23 protein-coding genes and 1 other RNA gene are annotated in these 24689 nt (G+C 44.2%); 10 read left to right on the forward strand and 14 right to left on the reverse strand.

What is annotated here, in order from left to right; all coding sequences use genetic code 11:
* The first annotated feature begins 48 nt into the window (after nucleotides 1–48).
* Together mltF and AB4138_RS17160 are read left to right on the forward strand one after the other, a co-directional pair.
* A complete protein-coding gene (gene mltF, locus AB4138_RS17155) occupies nucleotides 49–1617 on the forward strand; it encodes a membrane-bound lytic murein transglycosylase MltF (RefSeq protein ID WP_371725091.1) in 1569 nt (522 codons plus the stop codon).
* A gap of 316 nt (nucleotides 1618–1933) precedes the next feature.
* Nucleotides 1934–2065 carry a hypothetical protein gene (locus tag AB4138_RS17160; protein WP_017059878.1) on the forward strand — a complete coding sequence of 44 codons (132 nt, stop codon included), beginning with the start codon at nucleotides 1934–1936 and terminating at the stop codon, nucleotides 2063–2065.
* Nucleotides 2066–2126: 61 nt separating this feature from the next.
* Here AB4138_RS17160 and tadA read toward each other — a convergent pair whose 3' ends face one another.
* The 7 genes from tadA to AB4138_RS17195 all read right to left on the reverse strand — a co-directional run bounded on the left by tadA (nucleotide 2127) and on the right by AB4138_RS17195 (nucleotide 9087).
* A complete protein-coding gene (tadA, locus tag AB4138_RS17165) occupies nucleotides 2127–2732 on the reverse strand; it encodes a tRNA adenosine(34) deaminase TadA (RefSeq protein ID WP_032545688.1) in 606 nt (201 codons plus the stop codon).
* A gap of 85 nt (nucleotides 2733–2817) precedes the next feature.
* Nucleotides 2818–4107, reverse strand: coding sequence for a hemolysin family protein (locus tag AB4138_RS17170; RefSeq protein WP_017059876.1), 1290 nt, complete (start codon nucleotides 4105–4107; stop codon nucleotides 2818–2820).
* A 214-nt stretch (nucleotides 4108–4321) separates the two neighbouring features.
* Nucleotides 4322–5884, reverse strand: coding sequence for an AbgT family transporter (locus AB4138_RS17175; RefSeq protein WP_136982763.1), 1563 nt, complete (start codon nucleotides 5882–5884; stop codon nucleotides 4322–4324).
* A 298-nt stretch (nucleotides 5885–6182) separates the two neighbouring features.
* Nucleotides 6183–6632: a prepilin-type N-terminal cleavage/methylation domain-containing protein gene (locus tag AB4138_RS17180; RefSeq protein ID WP_017059874.1), complete on the reverse strand. Its 450-nt coding sequence runs from the start codon at nucleotides 6630–6632 to the stop codon at nucleotides 6183–6185.
* Nucleotides 6622–7932, reverse strand: a complete 1311-nt coding sequence (locus tag AB4138_RS17185) for a hypothetical protein (RefSeq protein WP_017059873.1) — start codon at nucleotides 7930–7932, stop codon at nucleotides 6622–6624. Before AB4138_RS17185 ends, AB4138_RS17180 begins: the two co-directional genes overlap by 11 nt.
* Complete coding sequence (locus AB4138_RS17190) at nucleotides 7929–8555, reverse strand: PilW family protein (RefSeq protein WP_029236419.1); 627 nt, start codon at nucleotides 8553–8555, stop codon at nucleotides 7929–7931. The genes AB4138_RS17185 and AB4138_RS17190 overlap by 4 nt, the downstream gene beginning before the upstream one ends.
* Complete coding sequence (locus AB4138_RS17195) at nucleotides 8539–9087, reverse strand: Tfp pilus assembly protein FimT/FimU (RefSeq protein WP_372306952.1); 549 nt, start codon at nucleotides 9085–9087, stop codon at nucleotides 8539–8541. The genes AB4138_RS17190 and AB4138_RS17195 overlap by 17 nt, the downstream gene beginning before the upstream one ends.
* A gap of 102 nt (nucleotides 9088–9189) precedes the next feature.
* Between AB4138_RS17195 and AB4138_RS17200 the strand changes: the two genes are divergently transcribed.
* The gene (locus AB4138_RS17200; protein ID WP_372307040.1) at nucleotides 9190–9621 is read left to right on the forward strand and encodes a type IV pilin protein; all 432 of its coding nucleotides are present in this window, start codon (nucleotides 9190–9192) and stop codon (nucleotides 9619–9621) included.
* Between the two features lie 186 nt (nucleotides 9622–9807).
* On the opposite strand, the gene dnaJ is transcribed toward AB4138_RS17200, so the two are convergent.
* The 5 genes from dnaJ to grpE form a co-directional block, all read right to left on the reverse strand.
* Complete coding sequence (gene dnaJ, locus AB4138_RS17205; protein ID WP_048608049.1) at nucleotides 9808–10956, reverse strand: molecular chaperone DnaJ; 1149 nt, start codon at nucleotides 10954–10956, stop codon at nucleotides 9808–9810.
* Nucleotides 10957–11245: 289 nt separating this feature from the next.
* Nucleotides 11246–13159, reverse strand: a complete 1914-nt coding sequence (dnaK, locus tag AB4138_RS17210; RefSeq protein WP_019823919.1) for a molecular chaperone DnaK — start codon at nucleotides 13157–13159, stop codon at nucleotides 11246–11248.
* Nucleotides 13160–13548: 389 nt separating this feature from the next.
* Nucleotides 13549–14586 carry a polysaccharide lyase family 7 protein gene (locus AB4138_RS17215; RefSeq protein WP_372306956.1) on the reverse strand — a complete coding sequence of 346 codons (1038 nt, stop codon included), beginning with the start codon at nucleotides 14584–14586 and terminating at the stop codon, nucleotides 13549–13551.
* A gap of 258 nt (nucleotides 14587–14844) precedes the next feature.
* Nucleotides 14845–16119 carry a dicarboxylate/amino acid:cation symporter gene (locus tag AB4138_RS17220; RefSeq protein ID WP_371722135.1) on the reverse strand — a complete coding sequence of 425 codons (1275 nt, stop codon included), beginning with the start codon at nucleotides 16117–16119 and terminating at the stop codon, nucleotides 14845–14847.
* Nucleotides 16120–16507: 388 nt separating this feature from the next.
* The gene (gene grpE / locus AB4138_RS17225; protein WP_017069543.1) at nucleotides 16508–17089 is read right to left on the reverse strand and encodes a nucleotide exchange factor GrpE; all 582 of its coding nucleotides are present in this window, start codon (nucleotides 17087–17089) and stop codon (nucleotides 16508–16510) included.
* A gap of 143 nt (nucleotides 17090–17232) precedes the next feature.
* Here grpE and nadK point away from each other — a divergent pair, with 143 nt between their 5' ends.
* The 3 genes from nadK (at nucleotide 17233) to bamE (ending at nucleotide 20601) form a co-directional block, all read left to right on the forward strand.
* Nucleotides 17233–18117 carry an NAD(+) kinase gene (nadK, locus tag AB4138_RS17230; RefSeq protein WP_017066747.1) on the forward strand — a complete coding sequence of 295 codons (885 nt, stop codon included), beginning with the start codon at nucleotides 17233–17235 and terminating at the stop codon, nucleotides 18115–18117.
* Between the two features lie 292 nt (nucleotides 18118–18409).
* Nucleotides 18410–20074, forward strand: a complete 1665-nt coding sequence (recN, locus tag AB4138_RS17235) for a DNA repair protein RecN (protein WP_372306959.1) — start codon at nucleotides 18410–18412, stop codon at nucleotides 20072–20074.
* Nucleotides 20075–20241: 167 nt separating this feature from the next.
* Complete coding sequence (bamE, locus tag AB4138_RS17240) at nucleotides 20242–20601, forward strand: outer membrane protein assembly factor BamE (RefSeq protein WP_010438918.1); 360 nt, start codon at nucleotides 20242–20244, stop codon at nucleotides 20599–20601.
* Nucleotides 20602–20779: 178 nt separating this feature from the next.
* On the opposite strand, the gene AB4138_RS17245 is transcribed toward bamE, so the two are convergent.
* On the reverse strand, nucleotides 20780–21088 hold the full coding sequence (locus AB4138_RS17245) for an RnfH family protein (RefSeq protein ID WP_016796754.1): 309 nt from the start codon (nucleotides 21086–21088) through the stop codon (nucleotides 20780–20782).
* A 3-nt stretch (nucleotides 21089–21091) separates the two neighbouring features.
* Nucleotides 21092–21520 (reverse strand): SRPBCC family protein, encoded by a 429-nt coding sequence (locus AB4138_RS17250; protein ID WP_010438915.1) that lies wholly within the window; start codon nucleotides 21518–21520, stop codon nucleotides 21092–21094.
* A 119-nt stretch (nucleotides 21521–21639) separates the two neighbouring features.
* On the opposite strand from AB4138_RS17250, the gene smpB reads away from it, so the two are divergent.
* From smpB to AB4138_RS17270, 4 genes are all read left to right on the forward strand, one after another.
* Nucleotides 21640–22125 (forward strand): SsrA-binding protein SmpB, encoded by a 486-nt coding sequence (gene smpB, locus AB4138_RS17255; RefSeq protein ID WP_004735156.1) that lies wholly within the window; start codon nucleotides 21640–21642, stop codon nucleotides 22123–22125.
* A gap of 66 nt (nucleotides 22126–22191) precedes the next feature.
* Nucleotides 22192–22558, forward strand: a transfer-messenger RNA (tmRNA) gene (gene ssrA / locus AB4138_RS17260).
* A gap of 186 nt (nucleotides 22559–22744) precedes the next feature.
* Complete coding sequence (locus AB4138_RS17265; RefSeq protein WP_372306962.1) at nucleotides 22745–23992, forward strand: integrase domain-containing protein; 1248 nt, start codon at nucleotides 22745–22747, stop codon at nucleotides 23990–23992.
* Nucleotides 23985–24653, forward strand: coding sequence for a hypothetical protein (locus tag AB4138_RS17270; RefSeq protein WP_372306965.1), 669 nt, complete (start codon nucleotides 23985–23987; stop codon nucleotides 24651–24653). The genes AB4138_RS17265 and AB4138_RS17270 overlap by 8 nt, the downstream gene beginning before the upstream one ends.
* Nucleotides 24654–24689 lie beyond the last annotated feature (36 nt).

Here is a 24689-nt window from a genome sequence, read left to right on the forward strand (position 1 = left end):
TGCGGGGTTTGGTATAAAGGAGCTTCCACTTTTCGAGATTTCATTTTGATGCCTAAATTTACGCTCATCTTTTCGTCTAAGTTCCTTCTGCTCGCCATCGCCCTATTTGGGTTGGCTGGATGCCAGATTGAATCTGAACCTAAAAGTGTCCTTGAGCAGATACGAGATCGTGGCGTTCTTCGTGTCGGCACCCTAAATAACCAACTCTCTTATTACATCGGTCCTGATGGTCCTGCTGGCTTGGATTACGAATTAGCTCGTGAATTTGCGCAGGAGCTTGGTGTAAAGCTTGAGGTTAAACCCGCTTACCGTTTGTCTGGCTTGTTCCCTGCACTGCAGAAAGGCGAAATCGATCTTATCGCGACCGGCTTAACGCAAAACAACAAACTGACACGAGCTTATCGCGCCGCACCTGCTTATTACTACGTAAGCCAACAGGTCGTATACAAAAAAGGCCAGTGGCGACCGAGAAACCTTGAACAACTGATCAATTTCGAGAATGAGCGTCAGGTTGACTTTGTTAAAGCACAAACTGAATCAGAAGAGGCGGCGTCTACTGACACATTAACGCCATCTTTGGTTGTGGTGAAAGACTCACACTTTGAACCAACACTCAAACTGCTGCAGAAAACGCACGATGACTTCATCTATGACGCGGTTGGCAATGCAGACATCAATGACCTGCTAAAAGAAGTATCAACAGGCGAACGTTTATTCACAGTGGCCGACTCTATCGAGCTATCACTGGCGCAACGTTTGTACCCAGATGTTGCCTTGGCATTTGAGCTGACAGAAGACCAACCTATCTCTTGGTACCTAAATAGATCGGAAGATGAAAGCCTGTATGCTTTGCTGATTGAGTTCTTCGGTAACCTAAAACAGTCTGGTGAACTGGCTTCACTAGAAGAGAAATACATCGGCCACATCGGCACTTTTGACTACGTTGATACTCGTGCCTTTATCCGCGCACTGGACAGCAAGTTGCCAAAATGGTCGCCGCTATTTCAAAGGTACTCTCAAGAATTTGATTGGCGCTTGATTGCCGCTTTGGCCTACCAAGAATCACACTGGAACCCTGTTGCGCGCTCACCAACGGGTGTTCGTGGCATGATGATGTTGACACTGCCCACCGCGAAGAGTGTTGGGGTAACCAACCGTCTCGACCCGAACCAGTCGGTACAAGGCGGTGTTGAGTACCTGCGTCGTATCGTGAACCGAGTACCAGATTCAATCACTCAACACGAAAAGATCTGGTTTGCACTTGCTTCATACAATGTCGGTTACGGGCACATGATGGACGCGCGTCGCCTCACGAAGGCACAAGGTGGCGATCCCGATGCTTGGGGCGATGTGAAAGACAGACTGCCTCTGTTAAGACAGAAGAAGTACTACAGCCAAACTCGATATGGGTATGCGCGTGGTGATGAAGCGAGAAACTACGTTGAAAACATTCGCCGTTATTACCAAAGCATTATTGGCCATGTAAATAAGCGCAATAAAGAACAAGAAGCGACCCTTGAAGGTTTGGTGGTGATCCCACCTTTAGAAACCTCAGGTGCTGAATCGAGTATCAGCGCAGCTCAGTCGACAGTAAGCAGTTCTGAGCCTTCACAGTAAAACCCAAAAGAGCAATGCCATCTAGCATTGCTCTTTTTTATTGTCTTTTTTCGACTCTTCTTTCGTCACTAAGGGATAAGGGAAGCAGGCAAGAAAATGATGATGAGATCTAGAGTGTCATATTGCAGTAACAATCGAACCTTATAACGGCACAACACAATCAAGATTATGCTCTGTTGCACTGCAATGCTGGCTTTAGACTAGAACTGCTCTTCTATTTAAGCCAAGCGTGCGACAGGCCAAACAAACGAATAACACTATAATTAAATCGTTAGTCCAAACTAAAAAGTCAGACGACAAATAGGAAATCATTGAAATGATGAAGAAACTGAAATCGAAACGCCTTGATAAGACCGTTGCTGCAAACCGTCGTAAGCGTATGCTTTCAAATAATAAGAAGAAGATCATTTGGCGCAATCGCGCTTTCATGCAGATGATTGCTGAGTAAATGTAGTTACTCAGTCAGTTTGCTTGGCACTCTTGCGATAGAGAGTGCCGAAAGTACGCTGCTATTTCTTATTGCCAGCCTTCATCTCTGCTTCTAAACGCTGCTCTTCCAACAGACGTTCTTGCTTTCGCTTCTCTTTTATCTCTTTTCTACGACGCTTGAAAAACGCTTGTAATTGCTCACGGCACTCTTCCTCTAACAAACCATGTTCAACGTCGGCATAGTGGTATGAGGCTTGGCTTTCAAACAAGTTCAATACTGTACCTGCAGCGCCCGCTTTTAAGTCTGGAGCACCAAACACAATGCGCTTTACTCGGCTGTGTAGCAACGCGCCTGCGCACATTGGGCAAGGCTCTAGCGTGACATATAAAGTGGTATCGAGTAGCCGATAGTTTTCTAAGGTTTGACCGGCTTTACGCAAGGTTTCAATTTCTGCGTGTGCCGTTGCATCGTGGCTGCCAATCGAACGGTTCCATCCTTCAGAGATAATCTGCCCATCTTTCACTAATACCGCACCCACTGGAACCTCTCCCTCGCTCTCTGCTTGCTTAGCTACCTCAATGGCGCGTCGCATGAAGATTTCATCTTGAGGGGTGAATTGATGGTCTGACAAAGGGAACTCCAGAAAACAAAGGATAAAAACGAAAATAGGTATGCGGTGAAGCATACCTAATCTTCGTGATAATGAACAATAAAGAGGTTAAGACAACAAGAGACAATGAACCATTGCCGCTTGCTGGTTGGTCGAACTGTTAGCTATTAGCGTCTTCTGTGTCACCGGCTATTGGCGTCGCTTTGATGCTCACAATACGGTTATTCTCAACAGAGATAATTTCAAACTGCCACTGCTGGTATTGAACAACTTCGCCTGCATCCGGTAAGCGCCCGATTAACCAAGTCACAAGGCCATTCAATGTTTGGAAGCTCTCGCTTTCGCCCTCAAAATCCGATAGCTCTAAACGGTTCTTCAGTTCACTGATAGGAATCAATCCATCCACCAACAAACCGTCTTCCACTTGCTCGGTCCAAAGATCGTTCGGATTATTCGATAGCTCGCCAGCAATCGCCTCAAGAATATCGTAATGAGTCACAAGACCTTGAACATCGCCATACTCGTCGACAATGAATGCCATCTCGGTGCCCGACTCTTTAAAGTAGCCAAGTAGACGCAGAGCTTTCATCGATTCTGGAACATAGATCGGCGAGCGAGACAGCCCCATGATCACTTGAATGCTTAGATTGCCCGCCTGATTCAGCAAGGCTTTGGCTGACACTGTACCCACCACTTTATTGAGGTGATCTTGGCACAATGGAAACACACTGTGTTTTGATGAACGCAGTTTCTTTAATATCTGCTCAACGGGTTGGTCGACATCCAGAAAGTCGATGTCTCGACGCGGAGTCATCAATGAGCTCACAAGACGATCATCAAGCTGCAAGATATTACGAATCATCTCTTGTTCGCCGCGTTCAATCACACCCGATTCTGAGCCCTCTTTCACAAGTGCATGGATATCATCTTCGGTAACGCTATCTTCTTCACCGCCTCGGCCCATCAACTTAAGAATACCTTCCGTTGAAGCCGACAGCGCAAACACAAACGGCGTCGCGATTTTAGATAACCAGAAGATTGGCAGCGCGACTAACACAGCAATGTTTTCAGCTTGAGACTGAGCAAAACGCTTTGGTACCAACTCACCGACAACGATAGCGAAATAAGTAATACCTACCACCACAACCGCAGTAGACAAGATGTTCGCTTGTGTTGGGTCTAGTCCCCACAGTTCAAGTTGAACGGCTAGTGGAGCCGATAGCGTCGCCTCACCCACAATCCCGCTGAGTAGGCCGATTACCGTGATACCGATTTGGATTGTAGAGAGGAAGCGGGTTGGGTTTTCTTTGAGATCAAGAGCAACCTGAGCGGAGCGGTGTTTTTCGGCTAAGCGTTTCAGCCGACTATTTTTTGCTGCTACCAATGCAATCTCAGACATGGCAAACAGACCATTTAAAACAATTAACCCTACTAAAAGCAGAATTTTCATGTGGCTTGGATTTCCTAAATTTACCGGCCAACAATTAGCCGTAATCCGGAGTATAAGCTGAGTGCCTTTATTTTGAATATAAAAAGTTTTGGATATAGAAAGTTTTGGATATAAAAACCTTGGATATAAAAAACGGAAAAAATAGCGAAAAAAAGCCCGCACATTTCGGTGCGGGCTTAGCAATGAATAAAGCTTAGTTTTGCTTAGTTCAATCTTACATTGTGTAAGTGTAAGGTGCTTGGATACCTAGTGGGATACCAAGAGCCCAGTAAGCTAGCAAGAAGATAGACCAACCGATTAACATCGCAATCGAGAATGGCATCATTAGAGAAGCTAGAGTACCGATACCTGTCGACTTAACGTAGCGCTGACAGTAAACAACAACCAGTGGGAAGAACACCATTAGTGGAGAGATGATGTTAGACACTGAGTCACCTACACGGTAAGCCGCTTGAGATAGCTCAGGAGAGATACCCACAACCATTAGCATTGGAACTAGGATAGGACCAATCAGTGCCCACTTAGCTGAAGCAGAACCAACAAGAAGGTTAACTGCAGCCGTTAGTAGAATCATACCAACAACCGTTGCTTCACCTGGAAGGTCCATCGCTTTCAAGCCTTCAGCACCGTAAAGTGCCAGCATAGTACCGATGTTTGATTGAGCGAATGCAGATAGGAACTGAGCACAGAAGAACGACATTACAATGTATGCGCCCATCGTTGCCATCGTCTCAGACATTGCTTTGATAACATCATTACTATTCTTGAATGTACCCGCTACACGGCCGTAGACGATACCCGGAATAATAAACAGGATGAAGATCAGAGGAACGATAGACTTCATTACTGGTGCTGAGAACGCCGTTAATTCGCCTTCAGGTGAACGAAGTGCTGAGTTTTCAGGAACCAAAGCTGCGATAAGCAGACCAATACCTGCAACCATTGCCCAACCAGCGAATTTGAATGCTTTAGATTCAATCGCTGTGAACGTACCTAGATCAGGTGCTTGTTCTGCATCTTCATCTACAGGCGTATTAGCAAGACGAGGCTCGATAATTTTCTCTGTAACGTACCAACCAATTGCCACAATTAGAATTGAAGACAAACCAGTAAAGAAGATGTTCGCTAGAGGGTTGATCACATATGCAGGGTCAAGAACGTTTGCCGCTGTTTGAGTAAAACCAGCTAGTAGCGGATCAATACCTGAAGGGATAAAGTTCGCTGAGAAACCACCTGATACACCAGCAAACGCTGCTGCAATACCCGCTAGAGGGTGACGACCCGCAGCGTGGAAGATGATACCGCCAAGAGGGATTACTAGAACGTAACCTGCATCAGCTGCTGTGTGAGACACGATAGCAACCAAGATTAGCATCGGCGTTAGTAGCTTAGCTGGCGTGAAGTTAAGCATCTTCTTAAGGCCAGTCGTAATGAAGCCTGAAGAGTCTGCAACGCCAACACCTAGCATAGCAACAAGTACGATGCCTAGAGGTGCGAAGCCTGTGAACGTGGTAACCATATTCGCTAGGAAGCTAGCAAGCGCTTCACCAGTTAGTAGGTTGTTTACTTCAAGAGCAGCACCCGTTTGAGGGTTGATTAAGTCGAATGAAAGATTCGATAAAAGTGCAGATGCTACCCATACAATAACTAGAGCCCAGAAGAACAGGATTGCTGGATCTGGAATTTTGTTGCCGGCGCGTTCAATGAAGTTTAGAAAGCGGTCCATACCACTGATCTTCTCAGTCGATGGTGCTTTTTTTACGGCTTGGTTACTCATTGTAACTCCATATGTGATGTTGTTTTGTTTAGGCCTAATATAAGTTTTGACCACGGCCTATTGGTACAGCACATATTCTATTAAAGTCGTTGTTAAAAAGCACAAGATTCCACCTAATTTTCCATAAATGGAGACATATTTTGCAAAAATACCATACAACCACAACAATATAAAAACATAAAAAACACCATTCCATATACAGAGTTTTAACTAGCACGTAAACAATGTCCGAGGAGTGAAAATTATCAGTAAAAGGGGTAGCATGAGCCTTGGCATGCAGTAAACGTTTGCTTGAGGGTCAATCAAACTCACTGTATTTGGAGAGCATAGTTTCGAGGTAAATACTTTGTGCGTGGTTCATACGATCTTGCCATGCAATTGTGACAGTAATGCTTTTTAATGCGCTAGACAGAGCACCGTTTGCATTAGTCACTTCACAAGTCATGGCATAGGCAGACCCCGACAAACCGGATAAAGGATCTGAACTTGCTGTGTTGAGACAATGACTCGCCTGATTTAGTTCCGAAAAAGGAATTAAACCTACCGCCCCACTCGCATTAGACGCCCGAGTTCGATAATACTCCATCTGCCTTTCTGCAAAATGCAGCGCTTCGATACTCTGAATCGCATAGTCGGCTTTCTGCTCAGTGTAGGTCTGCAGCTTGACCATGCCTAACGCGGCCACGCCCACCAGTAGAAAAGAGATAAGTACTTCAAGTAAACTAAAACCACGCTGGTTAGAAATCACTCCATGAGCCCTTTTTCCACTGTATTTCGACAGGTTCATCATGCGGGTTGTATTCTCCTCGATAATCTAGATTCATCGAGCCTTTAATCGTAGAAAGCCCCCCGATTGAATCCAAAAATATGCCTCCTTTAGGGAAGAAGGAAGCGTTAGCTATATAGGTACTATTTTCTTTAACCAATAAAGAGTAATCCATCGTTGCTGGTAACTTATCCCAACTATCAGCAAGAAAGTCCGTGTTGTTTTCAGCACCTGAAGCGTCCTTGAAGACACTCATGTCATTCAAGTGATAAAAAGCACCATCAAGTACACTGGCGTTTCCATTTGCGAAAATCCCATTTTCGACCACTAAAGATCGTGGTGTGATCGTTCCTGCACTATCCACAATATTAATGGCTGGGTGCCAAACTACACAGTCCCCAATGACCCACACCTTAGTTTTACCAGCTGAAAAGGCATCATTGATTCGAGTACTGCACTCCTTGCCCACGTATTTATTTGTGTTTGAATCGAAATCTACATGCACGGTATTCCCGTGAGAATCCGTCTCTAATAGGTTTATTACCTCATATTCATTACTTTTAAGGGCGTTGATATTGTCCGTTGTTTTCTTTACCCCGAAGTAGTTTTCGAAACCATTTAGATTGGTGTCATGAACGTAATCACTCATAAAAGCACCGCTAGGATCACTACCCGATGCGGTAATCGTTGCACTCTCACTCAAGTCAGTTACCGCATCTTTACAAGCGCTAAAATCTGCAGGTGCATTCTCAGGATTAGAAACGGTGGTTAAGCTCCCCCCTGTACCTTTGGTGTGTATAACAGAGTCGAAAAACCGAACTGCCACACACTCATATACACCGTTGTTACTGGTTTCACTGAGTTCAGGGTCGATATCCATGATGTCCTCGGAAATAATTTCGAGAGCCGATATTGCTTGTATGGCCCCCAAACCCGAATCATTAGAAAATCGAATTTCTTTATTAATCGATGTTCTGTTGGCGGTTGAGACAAGGATATTAGCGTTATCGGATGATTTATCTAATGAAGAAAGCTTGTTGCTACAGGAATCCAGGAGATCACCTGGGATCGCGGTACTGCTGTTTTCAATAATAACGCTTAGACCACACTCCAATCCCCCCTCGGCGGTCCAATGTTCTTTGCGAGCTTGAACCTCGTTTTGAGCACGCTTTATTTGGTAAAAAGTGGTTTTAAAGCTACCAAGAGAAACGATCAGCACACCAATCAATAGAATACTGACTAGAAGTAGTGTTACCGCTCCATTTTGCTTTAATCGCATCATTGCCAATTCCTTTGTACCACTGAAGTCACTACTCTCTGACTTTCATCTGCATTCACAAGAGAAGCTTCTAGAGCGATATCGACTCTTTGCGAGGTTGCCAGACTGTTAGATAACTCAGTTACAGAAACCAAAAAAAGTTCTACTTCTATTTGCTTTTCGAAAAACAAACTTTCACATGTCATTGCTCCCAAACCAGATGACGTAATCTGAGTGATATCTAATAAATAAGAAGATTCTTCTTGGCAATAGTTCAGCTTATTACCCTTAAATTGATAGACAATGTTTCGATAGGCCGAAGATGCGCTGTTTTGTCGATAAACAAAACCAACGTAAGATTCACTGGCACTGGATTGAAAGGTATAAATCGTATTGGCAGCGCCCGATAGCTTCACTGATTGTCCAGAGTCTGCATCATAACCGGCTCGCCAGAGCTCCTCTTTCATCATTTGAGTAGTAGCGAATAGGTTCTGAGATAAGAGCAGCTCCAAGCTCTTTTCTGAACTCAAACGTTGGTTGGTAACAAATACCGAGCCGATAGTACCGATAACAATCACACCGATCACAGAGGCCACTAACATTTCGACCAAGGTACTACCTTGAACACTCCTAGCCACAGATCTCATAACCATAATGACCTATGCTATTGCGCCCATCGCTGTTTGGGTCACTGCTGCAAATTCGGATCCGCCCTGTCGTTTTCGATGCGATGATTGAAAGTACATCCGACAGCGCATTCGTGGAGGCGAGTGAAACATTACCGTCCCGAAAACGTCCCCTGACGTTATCGATCGCAATTGAAGTACTATTGGAGAAATTAAAGTCTACTTTTATACCTCTATATGCCGAACCTTCAAGATGCATAAGTACATTATCAGAAACGTAAAATGTTGAACTGCTCAACACCATATCCCAATCACCATCAGAACTTTCGGTTCCACCTAAGGCACCTGAAACCAAGAACAAAACATAAAGCTCTTGGTTACGAGTGACCGCTTCTGATCGGGCAGTAATAAGAAAACTATGAACCTCAGGGGCTAAGCGCTGCAGTTTAGAAGAAGCCAACAAAGAACTAAAACTAGGGGCAGCCGCAGCCAGTAGCACTGAAAGCACCACTACAGTAATCAGCAGCTCTAATAGCGTAAACCCGCGAGTCATTTCCCAAATTCCTATGTAATAACTTGAGCAACCGTACTCAACCTTGCGCACATGCTAACACTAAGGAAAAATAGCCAGATAAGTGAAAAGGAAGTCCTCGTGATGATTCGAAAAAATAAATGCAACAGCAACAACACGCGCGTAAAAGGGATGACATTGATCGAGTTATTGATTGTGGTTGCCATCGTGGGGATACTCGGCGCCATTGCGTATCCAAGTTATACCAACCATGTTATCAAGGCACATCGAGTTACAGCGATGGCCGACTTAACCAAGATGCAACTGGAGATAGAAACTCTATACACAGGGAACTATGCGTCGGCAGCGGAGAATATTATTTCAGGAGGGACATGCTTGTTTTGCGATACCGATACTAGCCGATACACGCTAGCGATCTCTGCGAGTAGCACCACCTATTCAATTCAAGCGGAACCGCTTTCGCAGCAAGTAAATGATGAATGTTTTGACTCGAATACCGATAAGTTGGAATTGCACCACTCGGGCATTTCGGAGCCAGAAACGTGTTGGAAGTAACAAGAGCAACCACCAAAGGGCTCTAGAATTTATCTGATAAATCTCGACTCTTTCTTCTCGAGCTTCTTTTCCCCTGATCTACAGATACAAAAAAGCCTGCTAAACGAGCAGGCTTTTCCAACTTTATCAATAACTTAAATCATTAAAAACTCAAGGCATCAATAACCTAAGACATCAATAAATTGATTACTTAGTTAGGTCATCGAAGAAGTTTTTAACGCCGCTAAAGAAACCTTCAGACTTTGGCTTATGCTTGCTTGCCGCTTCACCACAACATGTTTCTTCGAATTCACGCAGTAGTTCTTTTTGGCGAGAGCTTAGCTTAACTGGAGTCTCAACCACTAGCTTAACGATTAGGTCACCCACACCGCCGCCACGAACGCCTTTCACGCCTTTGCCACGCATACGGAACATACGGCCCGTTTGTGTTTCTTCTGGCACTTTAAGGTTTACACGACCATCCAGTGTTGGAACTTCAACTTCACCGCCTAAAGCAGCCATTGAGAAGCTTACTGGAACCTCACAGTAAAGGTTGTTGCCGTCACGCTCAAAGATGTTGTGTTCTTTTACGTGTACTTGTACGTACAGATCGCCAGCTGGAGCGCCTTGCTCTCCCGCTTCGCCTTCGCCTGATAGACGAATACGATCGCCAGTATCAACACCAGCAGGGATCTTAACGTTAAGTGTTTTCGTCTTCTGTTTGCGACCTTGACCATGACATGAGTTACATGGGTCTTTGATGATCTTGCCTTTACCGTTACAAGTAGGACAAGTCTGTTGAACCGCAAAGAAACCTTGGCGCATTTGTACTTGGCCGTGGCCATGACAAGTGCCACACGTTTGTGCAGAAGAACCCGCTTTCGCGCCGCTGCCGTCACACGTATCACACTCTACAAGTGTTGGTACTTCGATTTCTTTAGAAACACCACGAACCGCTTCTTCTAGAGAAAGTTCCATGTTGTAACGTAGATCTGAACCACGTTGTGCACGCTGTTGACCGCCACCACGACGACCGCCGCCGAAGATGTCGCCAAATACGTCACCGAAGATATCGCCGAAGTCACCTTGGCCACCGCCGCCGAAACCGCCGCCGCCGCCCATGCCGCCTTGTTCAAAAGCTGCGTGGCCGTATTGGTCGTAAGCTGCTTTCTTTTGAGAGTCAGTTAGGATCTCGTACGCTACTTTTACTTCTTTAAACTTATCTGCTGCGGTCTCGTCACCCTGGTTACGGTCCGGGTGGAATTTCATCGCTAAGCGTTTGTACGCTTTTTTAATATCGCGCTCTGATGCATCGCGGCTTACGCCTAATACTTCGTAAAAATCACGTTTTGACATGTTCTAGGTCACCAAAATAATTGCTACTACCGAATGATCACTTCAGTAGTCTGTGTATCAATCTAGATAAAAGTTCTGCCGGCTGAAACGCCGAATAAAGCTATTATCTAGATCGACAAGTCTAAATACAAATTTACGGGCGTGAGAGTTACCTCTGACGCCCGTATATTTAGAAATCGAAAAACGACTTTTCTAAGCTAAAACACGTTAGTTCAAGGAGAAGGCACGGAGCTTACGGATGTAAGTGAGTACCTTCGACGTAGAAATCACGTGTTATAGCGACGAAAAATTACTTTTTGTCGTCTTTAACTTCTTCAAACTCAGCATCAACAACATCGTCGTCTTGCTTAGGTTGTTCACCAGCGTCAGCACCAGCTTGTTCAGCTTGAGCTTTCTGTTGAGCAATTTCCATTAGCTTTTGAGCTGCTTGCATAAGTTCTTGAACTTTAGCGTCGATAGCTTCTTTGTCGTTACCAGACTTAACTTCTTCTAGTGCCGTGATAGCCGCTTCGATTTTAGCTTTCTCGTCTGCAGGTAGAGCTTCACCAGCTTCTTCTACTTGCTTCTTAGTCCCGTGAATCATTTGGTCAGCTTGGTTACGTGCAGTTACTAGCTCTTCGAACTTTTTGTCCGCTTCTTTGTTAGCTTCTGCTTCTTGTACCATTGCTTCGATCTCTTCCTCAGACAGGCCGCCTGATGCTTGGATAGTGATCTTCTGCTCTTTACCCGTCGCTTTATCTTTAGCAGATACGTTCAGGATACCATCAGCATCTAGGTCGAATGTTACTTCGATTTGTGGCATGCCACGTGGTGCTGGTTGGATACCTTCTAGGTTGAACTGACCAAGAGACTTGTTGTAAGTCGCTTGCTTACGCTCACCTTGAAGAACGTGGATAGTTACTGCGTTTTGGTTGTCTTCAGCTGTAGAGAACACTTGATCCGCTTTAGTAGGGATAGTTGTGTTTTTCTCGATAAGCTTAGTCATCACGCCGCCCATCGTTTCGATACCGAAAGATAGAGGAGTAACGTCTAGTAGTAGAACGTCTTTAACGTCACCAGCTAGTACACCACCTTGAACAGCAGCACCCATTGCAACAGCTTCGTCAGGGTTCACGTCTTTACGTGGCTCTTTACCGAAGAATTCAGTTACTTTAGCTTGAACCATAGGCATACGAGTTTGACCACCAACTAGGATAACGTCAGTGATTTCGCCTACAGATAGGTCAGCATCCGCTAGAGCAACTTTTAGTGGCTCAAGAGAACGTTGAACTAGGTCTTCAACTAGAGACTCAAGCTTCGCACGAGTCACTTTGATGTTCATGTGCTTAGGACCAGTCGCATCAGCAGTAACGTAAGGTAGGTTTACGTCAGTTTGAGTAGTAGAAGAAAGCTCGATTTTCGCTTTTTCTGCTGCTTCTTTAACACGCTGCATTGCTAGTGGATCAGCTTTAAGGTCGATACCTTGCTCTTTCTTGAACTCATCTACTAGGTAGTTGATCATGCGGTTATCGAAATCTTCACCACCAAGGTGAGTGTCACCGTTAGTTGAAAGAACTTCGAAAGTCTTCTCGCCTTCTACTTCATCGATTTCGATGATAGAGATATCGAATGTACCACCACCAAGGTCGTATACAGCGATAGTGCGATCACCACCTTGCTTGTCTAGGCCGTAAGCTAGAGCAGCAGCAGTTGGTTCGTTGATGATACGTTTAACATCTAGACCAGCGATACGGCCAGCATCTTTCGTTGCTTGACGTTGAGCATCGTTGAAGTAAGCAGGAACAGTTACTACTGCGCCAGTTACTTCTTCGCCTAGGAAGTCTTCAGCTGTTTTCTTCATTTTCTTAAGAACTTCAGCAGATACTTGAGGAGCAGCCATTTTTTGGCCTTGCGCTTCAACCCATGCATCACCGTTGTCAGCCTTAACAATGTTGAAAGGCATGATTTCGATATCGCGTTGAACTTCTTCATCTTCAAAACGACGACCGATTAGACGCTTAATTGCGTATAGCGTGTTTTGAGGGTTAGTAACTGCTTGACGTTTCGCAGGTTGACCAACTAGCGTCTCGCCGTCAGTGTATGCGATTACCGATGCTGTTGTGCGTTCGCCTTCAGCATTTTCTAGTACGCGTGGTTTGTCGCCGTCTAAAACAGCAACACAAGAGTTAGTAGTACCTAAATCAATACCAATGATTCGACCCATCAGGCTATCTCCGAAATATAATCTATATTAGTTTTTTGCTATACCCACATATGTGGGGGGCGGTAATCAGGGATTCAACCCTAATACACAAAATTTAAGTGCAAATGTAATTTGCTTTCGTATGCACCATAGATAAGGGCTGCAAACTGGTTTTCAAGGGAATAAGTAAAAAAAATCTATTTTTTCCCGTATCTTTTTACATAAAGGTAAAAAGTGACCGATCCCTTGCCAATTAAGGCTCCAATGTTGAGAAACTCTCGCATTTGTCGCCACATTGAAACCTCAACCCTATTCCAGATGCCATAAAAAAAGACCTTCATGTGGAAGGTCTTTTTCAAATAGATATTAATCAGTTAAATATTGTTCAAATGGTGACTGATTCAGCCATATTATTGGTTGAGCACTAACTGGTAGAAGCTCGCTTGAGTGTAATCACCCGCTTCCATACCACGCCATTCACAGGCTGAGCTCGACTTCTTAGTGTTGCATTGATTGTATGCGCCCGCCTTGAAGTACATCCAGTCCTGTCCATAACCAAGGTCGATATCATGCCCCTGATACTTACCCTTAGCCAAATCAACATCATACGTCTTCACAATAGGATCGGCTGAGTTTGGATTCTTAGTAAAGGTTAAGTGCATGATGTTATCTTTGATATTCACATCGTATGAGAACACTTCACCTAGCTTGATGCCATCAGCAGGGTCCGAGCTGCCTTTTTTCAGATTGTATTGACCAAATACATCATGGCGAATGTCTTTACGAAGTTTCTTTCCGTTTTCATCCTTCGCGTTTTTCATCTCTGTCGGCGGGTTTAACTCATAGTTCCACGTTAACGAACCATGCTCATGTTCTGGCAACTTGCGGTAAACAATTTTCAGTGGCTCATTGTCTGAACCATGAATTTGGCCGATCACTACCGAGAATGCGCCTGTTTTTTTGTAGCTACCGCTGGTACTCACCTGATCAACAGAAAGTGTTGCCGTCATTTGACCACCGATAGAACCAAACTCTTCTGCATTCTCATGGCTTGAAATCACGAAATTGTTGCTCGGCGCCGAGTAGCTGTCTGCCAGCATCGCTCTTAGCTCACTGCGCGTATTCTTACTGTTTGGTGTCGTTGGTGCTGTATTCGGAGCCACAAACACCATCGCGCCAGATTCGGCATCAGTGTAGAACCATTTAGGATGAACGTAAGGTGTGTCTACATTCGACAACTCTTGCTTACCGATCTCCAATGTTTTGCCTTTTCTAGAGCCTTCTGTCGTTAGCTCCGGTAGGTTAATTTTCCATTTAGATAAATCGAAGTTTTGTGCAGGCGCTTTTGCTGGATCAAGATTGAACTGTTGACCAATATCGTGATTAGAAGCAAGAGCGGGAGCCGCTAAGAGGCTAGCAGTCAGTAAGCTTAGGTAAGACAACTTCATTATTTGGTTTCCTTTATGTCGTCATAATGTAGGTTGCCAGAACAATAAAATAATATTGTATTATTATATGTGATCTATATTAAATATTGAAAACTGATGACCCATTCAGCGCGAGTAAAAAGAAAAAATGAGACTTCGCACCAACATAGCCCCCTCTTTTAACTCAGCAGCAGACAGCCCAAAGTACCCAACAGCAGAAATAAAAAAGCCCCGCTCTGGTTGAGCGGGGCTTCGCAGTTATTGAGTCTTAATTAAGAATTAAACTTCTGCTTTTTGCAGCTCAGCTTCTTCGTTAGCTTCAACGCCAATTTCGTTTTCAGATTTAGCAACGATAGTGTTCACCGCTGTGTCACCCACTACGTTTGAAGAAGTACAGAACATGTCACAGATACGGTCAACAGCAGCAACAATCGCTAGACCTTCTGGTGGTAAACCTAGTTGGTGCAATAGAACACCTACCATCACAACACCGCCACCAGGAACACCACCAGCACCGATAGACAGTAGCAGGATAGTTAGACCAAGAGTGAAGATATCAGCAGTGTTGATTGGCTGACCAAACGCGTTTGCTACGAACATAGTTGCTAGTGCGATGTAGATAGATACACCAGACATGTTCATTGTTGCACCTAGTGGTACACCGAAACCTGCTACTGACTTAGATACGTTTAGTTTGTCAGTAAGAGTACGCATTGTTACTGGGATTGTTGCATTCGAACTTGCTGTAGATAGTGAGAATAGAACTTGCTCACGAGTTGCACGTAGGAACTGCTTTGGAGAAATACCAGTGAATGAACCAACCATCATTGGATAGAAGAAGAAAATCCAGAACACAAGCATTGCAACCACAAGCGCCACATAGCCAGCAACTGACATTAGCGTGTCTGCATCCAGTGTTGCGCCCAGTTGAATCATCAGAGCAAATACACCGTAAGGCGCCAAGCTCATTACTAGGCCGATAAGCTTCATCATGATTTCGTTAGCCATCTTGAATGTCTTGATAGCTGGGCCACCACGAGAATCAAGCGCTTGAATAGCAAGACCTGTCAAAATTGCCATGAAGATGATTTGTAGCATGTCGCCGCTTGCGAACGCTTCTACAGGGTTGCTAGGAACGATGTTAACAACAAGAGAGAAGATGTCTGGTGTTTCAGTTGTTGTAAGCGCAATTGTCTCAGAAACCGTACCCGCAAGGTTCGCACCTGCACCTGGTTGGAAAATAAGACCAATCGTTAGCGCTGCTGAAATCGCGATGATGGTGTTAATAATGTAAAGACCAAAGGTTTTACCACCAAGACGACCAAATGAACGAATATCTTTTAGCTCAACAATACCGCAAACAATAGATACGTAAACAAGAGGAACTACAAGCAATTTGATAAGAGATACGAACATACCACCAGCACCTTCGGCAGCGCCAAGTAGATACGTATCAAAAATAGCAATACCGCTGAATAGGTACTGAATAGCAGTACCAATAAGTAGACCGGCGAACAAGCCTACAAAAATTTTACTTGAGAGCGATTTATCCATCGTTCTTCTCCAGTTTGTTGTGTTTGAAATTTGTACTTTTATAGTTATATATGCGACCAAAATCGCTATATGGCAGTGGATTTTACATACAAAGATAACAATTAAAAGTATTTATTTACAAAAACATCACAAATGTGACATCAAAACATTTACTCAATAACAACAAGTTTCATAACACAAAACTCTAAATCGCTGATCTGAATGAAATACAAAGAACGACATTCTTAATGCGGTTTTGATGCTTATTTACGTAGACTCTCAAGTTATAGGCACAAAAAAAGAGAGGCCTATACCTCTCTTTTTATTTTACGCAAACCAGTGATTTATTTTGTCGCTGCGACTAACTCAGTCAATGCACTAGTCAATCACTTGGCAACGTAATTCGTCATTACTTAGCAACCATAACCATCGCTGGGCGAACCACACGACCGTTTAGTTCGTAGCCTTTTTGCATCACAAACATAACCGTGTTCGATTCGTGATCTGGGCTTTCTTGAATAGACATCGCTTGGTGGAATTCAGGGTTGAACGCTTCACCTTCAGGGTTGATCTCTTTAAGACCAAACTTAGCAACTGTGTCTACGAACGTTTTGTGCGTTAGCTCAACACCTTCATACAGTGGCTTAACCACTTCGTTTTCAGCGTCTGCCGCTTGCATTGCACGCTCTAGGTTGTCGATTACAGGAAGCAGACCTTCAGCAAACTTGTTCAAAGCGAATTTACGCGCTTTATCAATTTCTTGTTCGCTACGGCGACGCATGTTTTCAACTTCAGCTTTCGCGCGAAGAACAGAATCTTGCTGCTCTTTCACTTTAGATTCGCTAGAAAGCAGTGCAGCTTCCAGTTGAGCGATTTTTGCTTCCTGCTCATCAGCAGCGTCTTCATTCAGTTCAGCTTCTTCAACTTTCTCAGCTTCAGCGATGATCTGATCTAGCTCTGCTTCGGTTACTTTGTTTTCTTCGTTGCTCATGATATCTCCAGAATTCGTTTTCAATGCAAGTGACAGGCGTGTTTGCGCCCCAAATTGATATAAAACACTCGCATAGACGTTCAACTTGCCTTTATTATGGGGATGAAGAATTTTGATTCAAGCCTAATTCGTTTGGAAACGTTATGAAAAAGCCATTTGAAGTCATCGCCATTATCGGTAAACCTCGAGATCAGCAAGCAATTCAGACTCATAGAGAGCTCTATCAGTGGTTAAGTGCTGAGGGTTATCAAGTGTTTGTTGATGACAGACTCGCCACTATTTTGGACGACATCCCAAAAGAACATTTTTCTAGCCTGATTGAATTAGGTAAACGCGCCGATCTCGCTATTGTGGTCGGTGGTGACGGAAATATGCTCGGTGCCGCTAGAATCTTGTCACGTTTCGACATTTCAGTGATTGGTGTTAACCGAGGCAATCTTGGTTTCCTAACCGATCTCAACCCTGAAAACTTCCAGAGTGCGCTTACTGATGTACTCAAAGGCGAGTTCATGGAAGAAGAGCGCTTCTTACTTGAAACGGAAATTCATCGTCACGGCCAGATAAAAAGCCACAATGCAGCCCTTAATGAGGCTGTACTGCACCCCGGCCAAGTTGCTCACATGATCGAGTTCGAAGTATATATCGATGACAGCTTCGCCTTCTCACAGCGCTCTGATGGCTTAATCGTCTCAACACCGACAGGTTCTACCGCCTACTCGCTTTCTGGCGGCGGCCCTATCCTGTCATCAAGCCTAAATGCTATCTCACTCGTGCCAATGTTCCCGCACACCCTTTCAAGCCGCCCACTTGTGGTGGATGGCAAGCGTCGTATCAAGCTGATCGTATCGCCTGATAACCGTGGAACTCAGGAAGTGAGCTGTGATGGTCAAATCTCGCTACCGGTTTCTCCTGGCGATGAGATCCACATTTACCAAAGCCCGAATGTACTTAAGTTGATCCATCCTAAAGACTACAACTACTACCATGTTCTACGTAACAAACTAGGTTGGTCGAGTAAGCTGTTCTAAAAGAATAAACGCTCCAGTGGTAACCGAAAATTTGAAAGGCTGACGACATTCGTCAGCCTTTTTATTGCCAGTAAAAGCCCGTCGGCTCTAGCTTCTCTGCAGTTCCTTATACCTCCACTCCCAAGAGGGAGGAACGACTGAGTTGGGAATCTATAGCGGTTTCAGTGATCTACGAACAACCTCAATTCTGATAACGGTCGCAAAAAATTTTCACCTGTCGACTTTACTGTATAAAGAAACAGTATATACTGAACTTATATACAGTATTGTTCAGTTATACAGGTAAATAAAAATGCTGGCTCATTTAAGTGTTAATAATTTCGCTATTGTTAAGTCTTTACAGCTAGAACTATCTAAAGGCATGACAACAATCACCGGGGAAACTGGTGCGGGTAAATCTATCGCTATCGATGCTTTAGGCTTATGTCTTGGGGGAAGATCCGATGCAGGAATGGTTCGACAAGGTGAAGAAAAAACCGAAGTCAGTGCCGCTTTTTTACTTGAGAACAATCTGCATGCAACCCGCTGGTTAGAAGACAACGAATTGCTTGATGGCAGTGAGTGCATCCTGCGCAGAACCATCTCAAAAGAAGGTCGTTCTCGTGCATTCATCAACGGTAGCCCTGTCCCTCTTTCGCAATTGAAATCACTTGGACAACTGTTGATCAACATCCATGGTCAACACGCGCATCACCAGTTGATGAAAAGCGATTATCAAATGGCCATGCTTGATCAATACGCAGGCCACTTGAACCTATTGAAATCGACACGTAATGCTTACCAAGCATGGCGACAAGCGGATAACCACTTAAAAGAGTTACGTGAGAATAGCCAGAAAAACCAAGCTCAAAAACAACTTCTTGAATACCAAATCAAAGAGTTAAATGAGCTGTCTATTGGGGAGGAAGAATATGAAGACCTCGAACAAGAGCATAAGCGCCTCTCCAATAGCGGAGAACTGGCCACAACCTGTCAGCAAGCTATCGAGCTTATTTATGAAGGCGAAGAAGTTAATGCGCTTGGTATTCTGCAATCGGCCAATAACTCCTTAATTCAGCTAGCTGAGCTAGATGAAAGATTAGCCGAGTTACCAAACTTGCTTTCCGAAGCCATTATTCAGATTGAAGAAACCAACAACGAGTTAAGAACATACCTAGACAGCATTGATGTTGATCCCGGTCGTATGGCTTACGTTGAGGAGCGTTTCTCTAAAGTAATGTCGATGTCTCGTAAACACCACGTGTTACCTGAAGAGCTGTATAAGCACCATCAAGACTTACTACAACAAGTTGAAGCGCTTGATTGCTCTGATGAAAAATTAGAAGAACTGGCAAACGAGGTGGAAAACCAATACCAATCGTTCGTTGCTAAATCAGAGAAGCTTCATAAATCTCGAACTCGTTACGCAAAAGAGCTCAACAAGCTGATCACGCAAAGCATGCACGAACTGAGCATGGAAAAAGCGCAGTTTGCCATTGAAGTGAACAACACCAACACACACCCTTCTCCATTGGGTATGGATAACGTGACCTTCATTGTTTCGACCAACCCAGGCCAACCGATGCAGCCGATTGCGAAAGTGGCCTCTGGTGGTGAGTTATCACGAATCTCATTAGCGATTCAGGTGATCACAGCGCAAAAAGTGGATACACCAAGCCTGATTTTCGATGAAGTCGATGTGGGTATCAGTGGACCAACCGCTGCGGTTGTCGGAAAAATGCTACGTAAGCTGGGCGAATCGACACAAGTTATGTGCGTGACTCACTTACCTCAAGTTGCCGGTTGCGGTCACCAACAACTTTTTGTAGCGAAGAACACTAAATCAGGTAAAACCGAGACTCAAATGCACACGCTTGATGAGCAACAACGCGTTTCAGAGCTTGCTCGACTGCTTGGTGGCAGCCAGATTACCGAATCGACGCTTGCCAACGCAAAAGAGTTATTAATCGCAGCTTAGGTTACATATTCGGCAACTTTCTGATAATTTACCGAAAATTCTTGGCAATTTTGCAACTTAATTCAAAATTGCCAGTCATAACAAGCTCAAAGCGCAAGGAGCTTTTTACTTCTTGCTGGAGCTTGTTTATTATCAGGCAGTATTTTAGCGAAGAAAGATCTCAAACTATGCGAATTAAAAAGTGGTTAGTTGCAGTTCCACTTGCACTAACAATGTTGACCGGTTGCTCTCTATTAGAGAAGTTGGTTTATCGAATTGACATCAATCAGGGTAACTATGTTGAACAGGAAGCTGTCGATCAGCTCAAGTTTGGCATGACAAAAACACAAGTTCGTTACGTTATGGGCTCACCTATGCTTATCGAAAATGGCTACCCAGATACGTGGTACTACATTTACCACCACACAAAAGGCCATGAAGACTCGATTCAAAAAAATCTTGTTGTTAACTTTGATGCAACGGGCACCTTAGTGACGATCAATGGTGATTTTGAAGCCAGTGATGAATTCTTCGAAAGCCTTCGCTAGCTTTCAACTAACAAAGCTTTCCAGTCAAAAGCAAGAATCGCAAAAGCCTGCTCATATGAGCAGGCTTTTTAATATCTGCTAACAAATGAGACTGTAGACTGTAGACTGTATTGTCTAACAAACAGATGAAAAAAAGCTCGCTAATGCGAGCTTCTTTATCATTCAAATTTGTTTGGTATTACGATTTAGCCGCCGCTTTCGCTTGTTCAGCACGCTTACGGCGAATTTCTTTTGGATCGGCTAACAGTGCTCGATAAATTTCGATACGATCTTTATCTCGAACGGTTGCATCTAACTTAACGTTGCGGCTGTATACGCCAACTTTATTTTTCGCCAAGTCGATTTCTGGATACAACTCTAAAACACCAGACTGCGCAATAATCTCTTCAACGGTCGCGTTCTTATTTACCACTAAGGTAAATACACGCTGCTCATGTGGAAGCGCAAACACAACTTCTACGTGGATCATATCTGATTCAATAGTCATGGCTTAGTAAACCTGTTTCGCTCGTTGAGTAAAAGCACTGACCATATTGCTTGTCAGTTCATTGAAAATCTTGCCAAATGCCATTTCAATCATTCGACTAGAAAATTCAAACTCTAGTTTAAGTTCAACCTTACATGCTTGGTCGTCTAGAGGAGTGAAATACCAGCCCCCCTCCAGCTTCTTAAACGGGCCATCTACCAGCTCCATTAAAATTTCAGCACCATCCGCCATTCGATTCGACGTAGTGAATGTTTTACTGATACCAGCTTTAGAGACATCAACCGAAGCCACCATCGCGGAATCTGAAGATTCGATCACACGAGAACCAGAACATCCTGGCAAAAACTCAGGATAACGAGCAACATCATTGACCAAGCTGAACATCTGGTCGGCACTAAAAGACACTAATGCTGAACGAGTAACCTTTGGCATATAGACTCCTGTTAAAGACAGCGTTACATTAACACAAACTGCAATTTTAATTGTATTGGGCCAGAGCGCAAATAAAAAGGATTCCCCATCTAGGGCGCATTCCGTATAATGAGGCCATTATGGCAAAGAATAAATCAAAATCAAAAGCCGGTAGTAATACCATTGCGCTTAATAAGAAAGCTCGCCACGAATATTTCATCGATGATGAGATAGAAGCGGGGCTTGAGCTACAAGGCTGGGAAGTAAAATCCCTACGTGAAGGCAAAACCAATATCGCAGAAAGCTACGTATACATCCGAGATGGCGAAGCATTCATCAGTGGTATGACGATTACTCCGCTAACTCAAGCGAGTACTCATATCGTGGCGAACCCAACACGTATTCGTAAACTCCTTATGTCGAGAAAAGAACTCGACAACCTTATCGGTCGTATTAACCGTGAAGGCATGACACTTGTCGCAACCGCACTTTACTGGTCTCGCTCTTGGGCGAAGATTAAAGTTGGCGTTGCGAAAGGTAAAAAGCTGCACGATAAACGTACTGATATGAAAGAAAAAGATTGGGCGAGAGATAAAGCACGAATTATGAAGAGTAATTTGCGTTAATTTTAAGCACTTAAACGCACAGTGCTAGACAGGGTAAGCTTTTCTGGTAATATGCAAATAACACTTGGGGCTGATTTAGGATTCGACAGGAATTTTGAAGTCTGAGGTGCATGCCGTGGGGCGGTTGGCCACGTTAAAAGCCGCAAAAAAATAGTCGCAAACGACGAAAACTACGCACTAGCAGCTTAATAACCTGCTCAGAGCTCTCTTACCCTAGCTTCCGCTCGTAAGACGGGGACCAATAAGAGATCAAACCCAAACTAGCTAGCGTGGCTTCTCCCACCTGAGAGGAAAAGCGCGAATTATAATTCAGGTTAGCCTTTAACTAGCGTGTCGGTTCGCAGGTTGCTGGTGAAATTAAAGATCGACTAAGCATGTAGTACCAATGATGAATGATTTTTGGACGCGGGTTCAACTCCCGCCAGCTCCACCAAACGTTTGGAACGGGACATCTCAGGATGTCCCGTTTTTGCATCTAAAGCCTTTATATATCAACACTTTACCCTTCTCGTAGCATTTCATTACATATCAAGCCCTCTCAATCTCTTAGTATTCCAGTTAGTATTCCAAGCAACAACTCGTTATATTGGAATACTAAACAGCAATTCTAGGGGTGTATATGGCTCGTAAAACAACTCGTCTTACTGACAAAGAACTAAAAGCGGCAAAGCCCAAAGATAAAGACTACGTCCTATCAGATGGCGATGGATTGCAGTTTCGAGTGAGAAAAAATGGGACGACTCAATGGAATCTCAATTACTACCACCCGATAACCAAGAAACGCATTAACCTAGGATTAGGGACTTACCCTAGCCTCACCCTTGCCAATGCTCGAAAAATAGCTTTAGAAGCAAAAGAGCTACTAGCGCAGGGAATTGATCCGAAAGAACATCGAAACGAGTCAGTAAAGGAGCAAGCCGCTATTGTTGAGCACACTCTGTTTAATGTTGCCTCGGACTGGTTCGATATAAAGCGTAATGATGTGACTGCAGACTACGCTAAAGATATTTGGCGTTCTCTTGAGCTGTATGTATTCCCAACACTCGCTAAAACACCAGTTACCCAAGTTACCGCTCCAATGGTGATAGAGTTGCTTCGCCCAGTAGAAGCAAAAGGAAGCTTAGAAACCGTAAAGCGTGTCACTCAAAGGCTTAACGAAGTGATGGACTACTCCGTCAATTGTGGGCTCGCACCAGCAAACCCACTTTCAGGTATTCGAGCTGCTTTTAAAAAGCCAAAGAAAGAAAACATGAAAGCCTTAGCACCTGCTGAGCTACCTGAACTAATGGCAGCAATAGCCAACGCCAGTATTAAGCGCACCACTCGCTCGCTGATTGAGTGGCAACTGCACACAATGACTCGCCCTAATGAAGCGGCAGGCACACGATGGGAAGAAATCGACTTTGAGAATAATCAGTGGGTGATTCCTGCGGAGCGTATGAAAAAGCGCAAAGAGCACTCCATCCCACTAACGCCTCAAATGTTAGCGCTCTTGGAATCTATGAAATCGATCAGCGGACATCGTGACTATGTATTTCCTGCTGACCGTGATCCGAAAAAGCCAACCAACAGCCAAACAGCAAATGCTGCCCTGAAGCGCATGGGCTTTGCTGGGCGCTTAGTAAGTCACGGCTTGCGTTCTATTGCCAGTACCACACTTAACGAGCAAGGGTATGATTCTGATTTGGTCGAAGCAGCCCTCGCCCACGTTGATAAAAACGAAGTGAGACGAGCATACAACCGCACCGACTATTTAGAGCGCAGACGCCCAATGATGCAATGGTGGAGCGAGCATATTATCCAAGCATCACAAGGCACGTTGTCTATCACTGGTTATAAATCACTTAAGGTTGTTTGCAATGAATAGCACTTTACCTAAATCGTTTTTTCAAGAGTATGAGCAGTTCGGATGGTATAGCGCTGACTCCCAAATGGTAAAACTATCCCTTGAAGCATCACGCAAACCTCGTCTTGATATTGTTCAGCAGTTGCTAGACAGGAAAAATGACGTAGACAAAGACATCAGAACACTTGAGCAATCATTAAATCACTTTCAAGTCGACACGCTAAGCCCTATTCGTCATATGGCAGAAGAAAGCTATCAAGCTGCTATCGCACCTCTAGCAATGCTAAGCTCGGCACTAGAGCATGGTCTTGATGCAGCACTGCCGCTAGCAACTTATGAAGTCGTTAAGCTACGTTATGACAGCGGTAATACTCAATGGGTTTGTAATATCCAAGATATGCCTATCCCTGCGGACAGCCACATAATTAAAACAGTACCCATCGACCAAATAAACAACCAAACCAAAAAGCATAAAAAGGACTTAGACCTAACACTTATGCTGGTTTGCTGGTGGTTAAACACTCACGGGACACTTGATGTTAAGGCAAATGAAAAGCTCCCAAGCAATAGTTTTATCGAGTTTATTAGTTGGATAATGCACGATGGGAGGGCTGAACCAAACTCTATTCAAAGGATGCTTGCACGACTCGAAATAAAAGCCGATACATTCAAGGACAACTAAGCAATTTTTATTGTTTAAGTTCTGTCCGTGAGCACT

The sequence above is a fragment of the Vibrio sp. 10N.286.52.C3 genome, from assembly GCF_041468865.1.
Lineage (GTDB): Bacteria > Pseudomonadota > Gammaproteobacteria > Enterobacterales > Vibrionaceae > Vibrio > Vibrio crassostreae_C.

Coding starts and splice junctions, on each gene's coding strand:
- dnaJ (WP_048608049.1), bottom strand. CDS start 10,956: ATGTCAAAACGTGATTTTTACGAAGTATTAGGCGTAAGCCGCGATGCA.
- AB4138_RS17190 (WP_029236419.1), bottom strand. CDS start 8,555: ATGAGATCTGTGGCTAGGAGTGTTCAAGGTAGTACCTTGGTCGAAATG.
- AB4138_RS17170 (WP_017059876.1), bottom strand. CDS start 4,107: ATGAAAATTCTGCTTTTAGTAGGGTTAATTGTTTTAAATGGTCTGTTT.
- grpE (WP_017069543.1), bottom strand. CDS start 17,089: ATGAGCAACGAAGAAAACAAAGTAACCGAAGCAGAGCTAGATCAGATC.
- tadA (WP_032545688.1), bottom strand. CDS start 2,732: ATGCTTCACCGCATACCTATTTTCGTTTTTATCCTTTGTTTTCTGGAG.
- AB4138_RS17270 (WP_372306965.1), top strand. CDS start 23,985: ATGAATAGCACTTTACCTAAATCGTTTTTTCAAGAGTATGAGCAGTTC.
- dnaK (WP_019823919.1), bottom strand. CDS start 13,159: ATGGGTCGAATCATTGGTATTGATTTAGGTACTACTAACTCTTGTGTT.
- bamE (WP_010438918.1), top strand. CDS start 20,242: ATGCGAATTAAAAAGTGGTTAGTTGCAGTTCCACTTGCACTAACAATG.
- AB4138_RS17245 (WP_016796754.1), bottom strand. CDS start 21,088: ATGACTATTGAATCAGATATGATCCACGTAGAAGTTGTGTTTGCGCTT.
- recN (WP_372306959.1), top strand. CDS start 18,410: ATGCTGGCTCATTTAAGTGTTAATAATTTCGCTATTGTTAAGTCTTTA.
- mltF (WP_371725091.1), top strand. CDS start 49: ATGCCTAAATTTACGCTCATCTTTTCGTCTAAGTTCCTTCTGCTCGCC.
- AB4138_RS17185 (WP_017059873.1), bottom strand. CDS start 7,932: ATGATGCGATTAAAGCAAAATGGAGCGGTAACACTACTTCTAGTCAGT.
- AB4138_RS17200 (WP_372307040.1), top strand. CDS start 9,190: ATGATTCGAAAAAATAAATGCAACAGCAACAACACGCGCGTAAAAGGG.
- AB4138_RS17195 (WP_372306952.1), bottom strand. CDS start 9,087: ATGACTCGCGGGTTTACGCTATTAGAGCTGCTGATTACTGTAGTGGTG.
- smpB (WP_004735156.1), top strand. CDS start 21,640: ATGGCAAAGAATAAATCAAAATCAAAAGCCGGTAGTAATACCATTGCG.
- AB4138_RS17220 (WP_371722135.1), bottom strand. CDS start 16,119: ATGGATAAATCGCTCTCAAGTAAAATTTTTGTAGGCTTGTTCGCCGGT.
- nadK (WP_017066747.1), top strand. CDS start 17,233: ATGAAAAAGCCATTTGAAGTCATCGCCATTATCGGTAAACCTCGAGAT.
- AB4138_RS17160 (WP_017059878.1), top strand. CDS start 1,934: ATGATGAAGAAACTGAAATCGAAACGCCTTGATAAGACCGTTGCTGCA.
- AB4138_RS17175 (WP_136982763.1), bottom strand. CDS start 5,884: ATGAGTAACCAAGCCGTAAAAAAAGCACCATCGACTGAGAAGATCAGT.
- AB4138_RS17215 (WP_372306956.1), bottom strand. CDS start 14,586: ATGAAGTTGTCTTACCTAAGCTTACTGACTGCTAGCCTCTTAGCGGCT.
- AB4138_RS17250 (WP_010438915.1), bottom strand. CDS start 21,520: ATGCCAAAGGTTACTCGTTCAGCATTAGTGTCTTTTAGTGCCGACCAG.
- AB4138_RS17265 (WP_372306962.1), top strand. CDS start 22,745: ATGGCTCGTAAAACAACTCGTCTTACTGACAAAGAACTAAAAGCGGCA.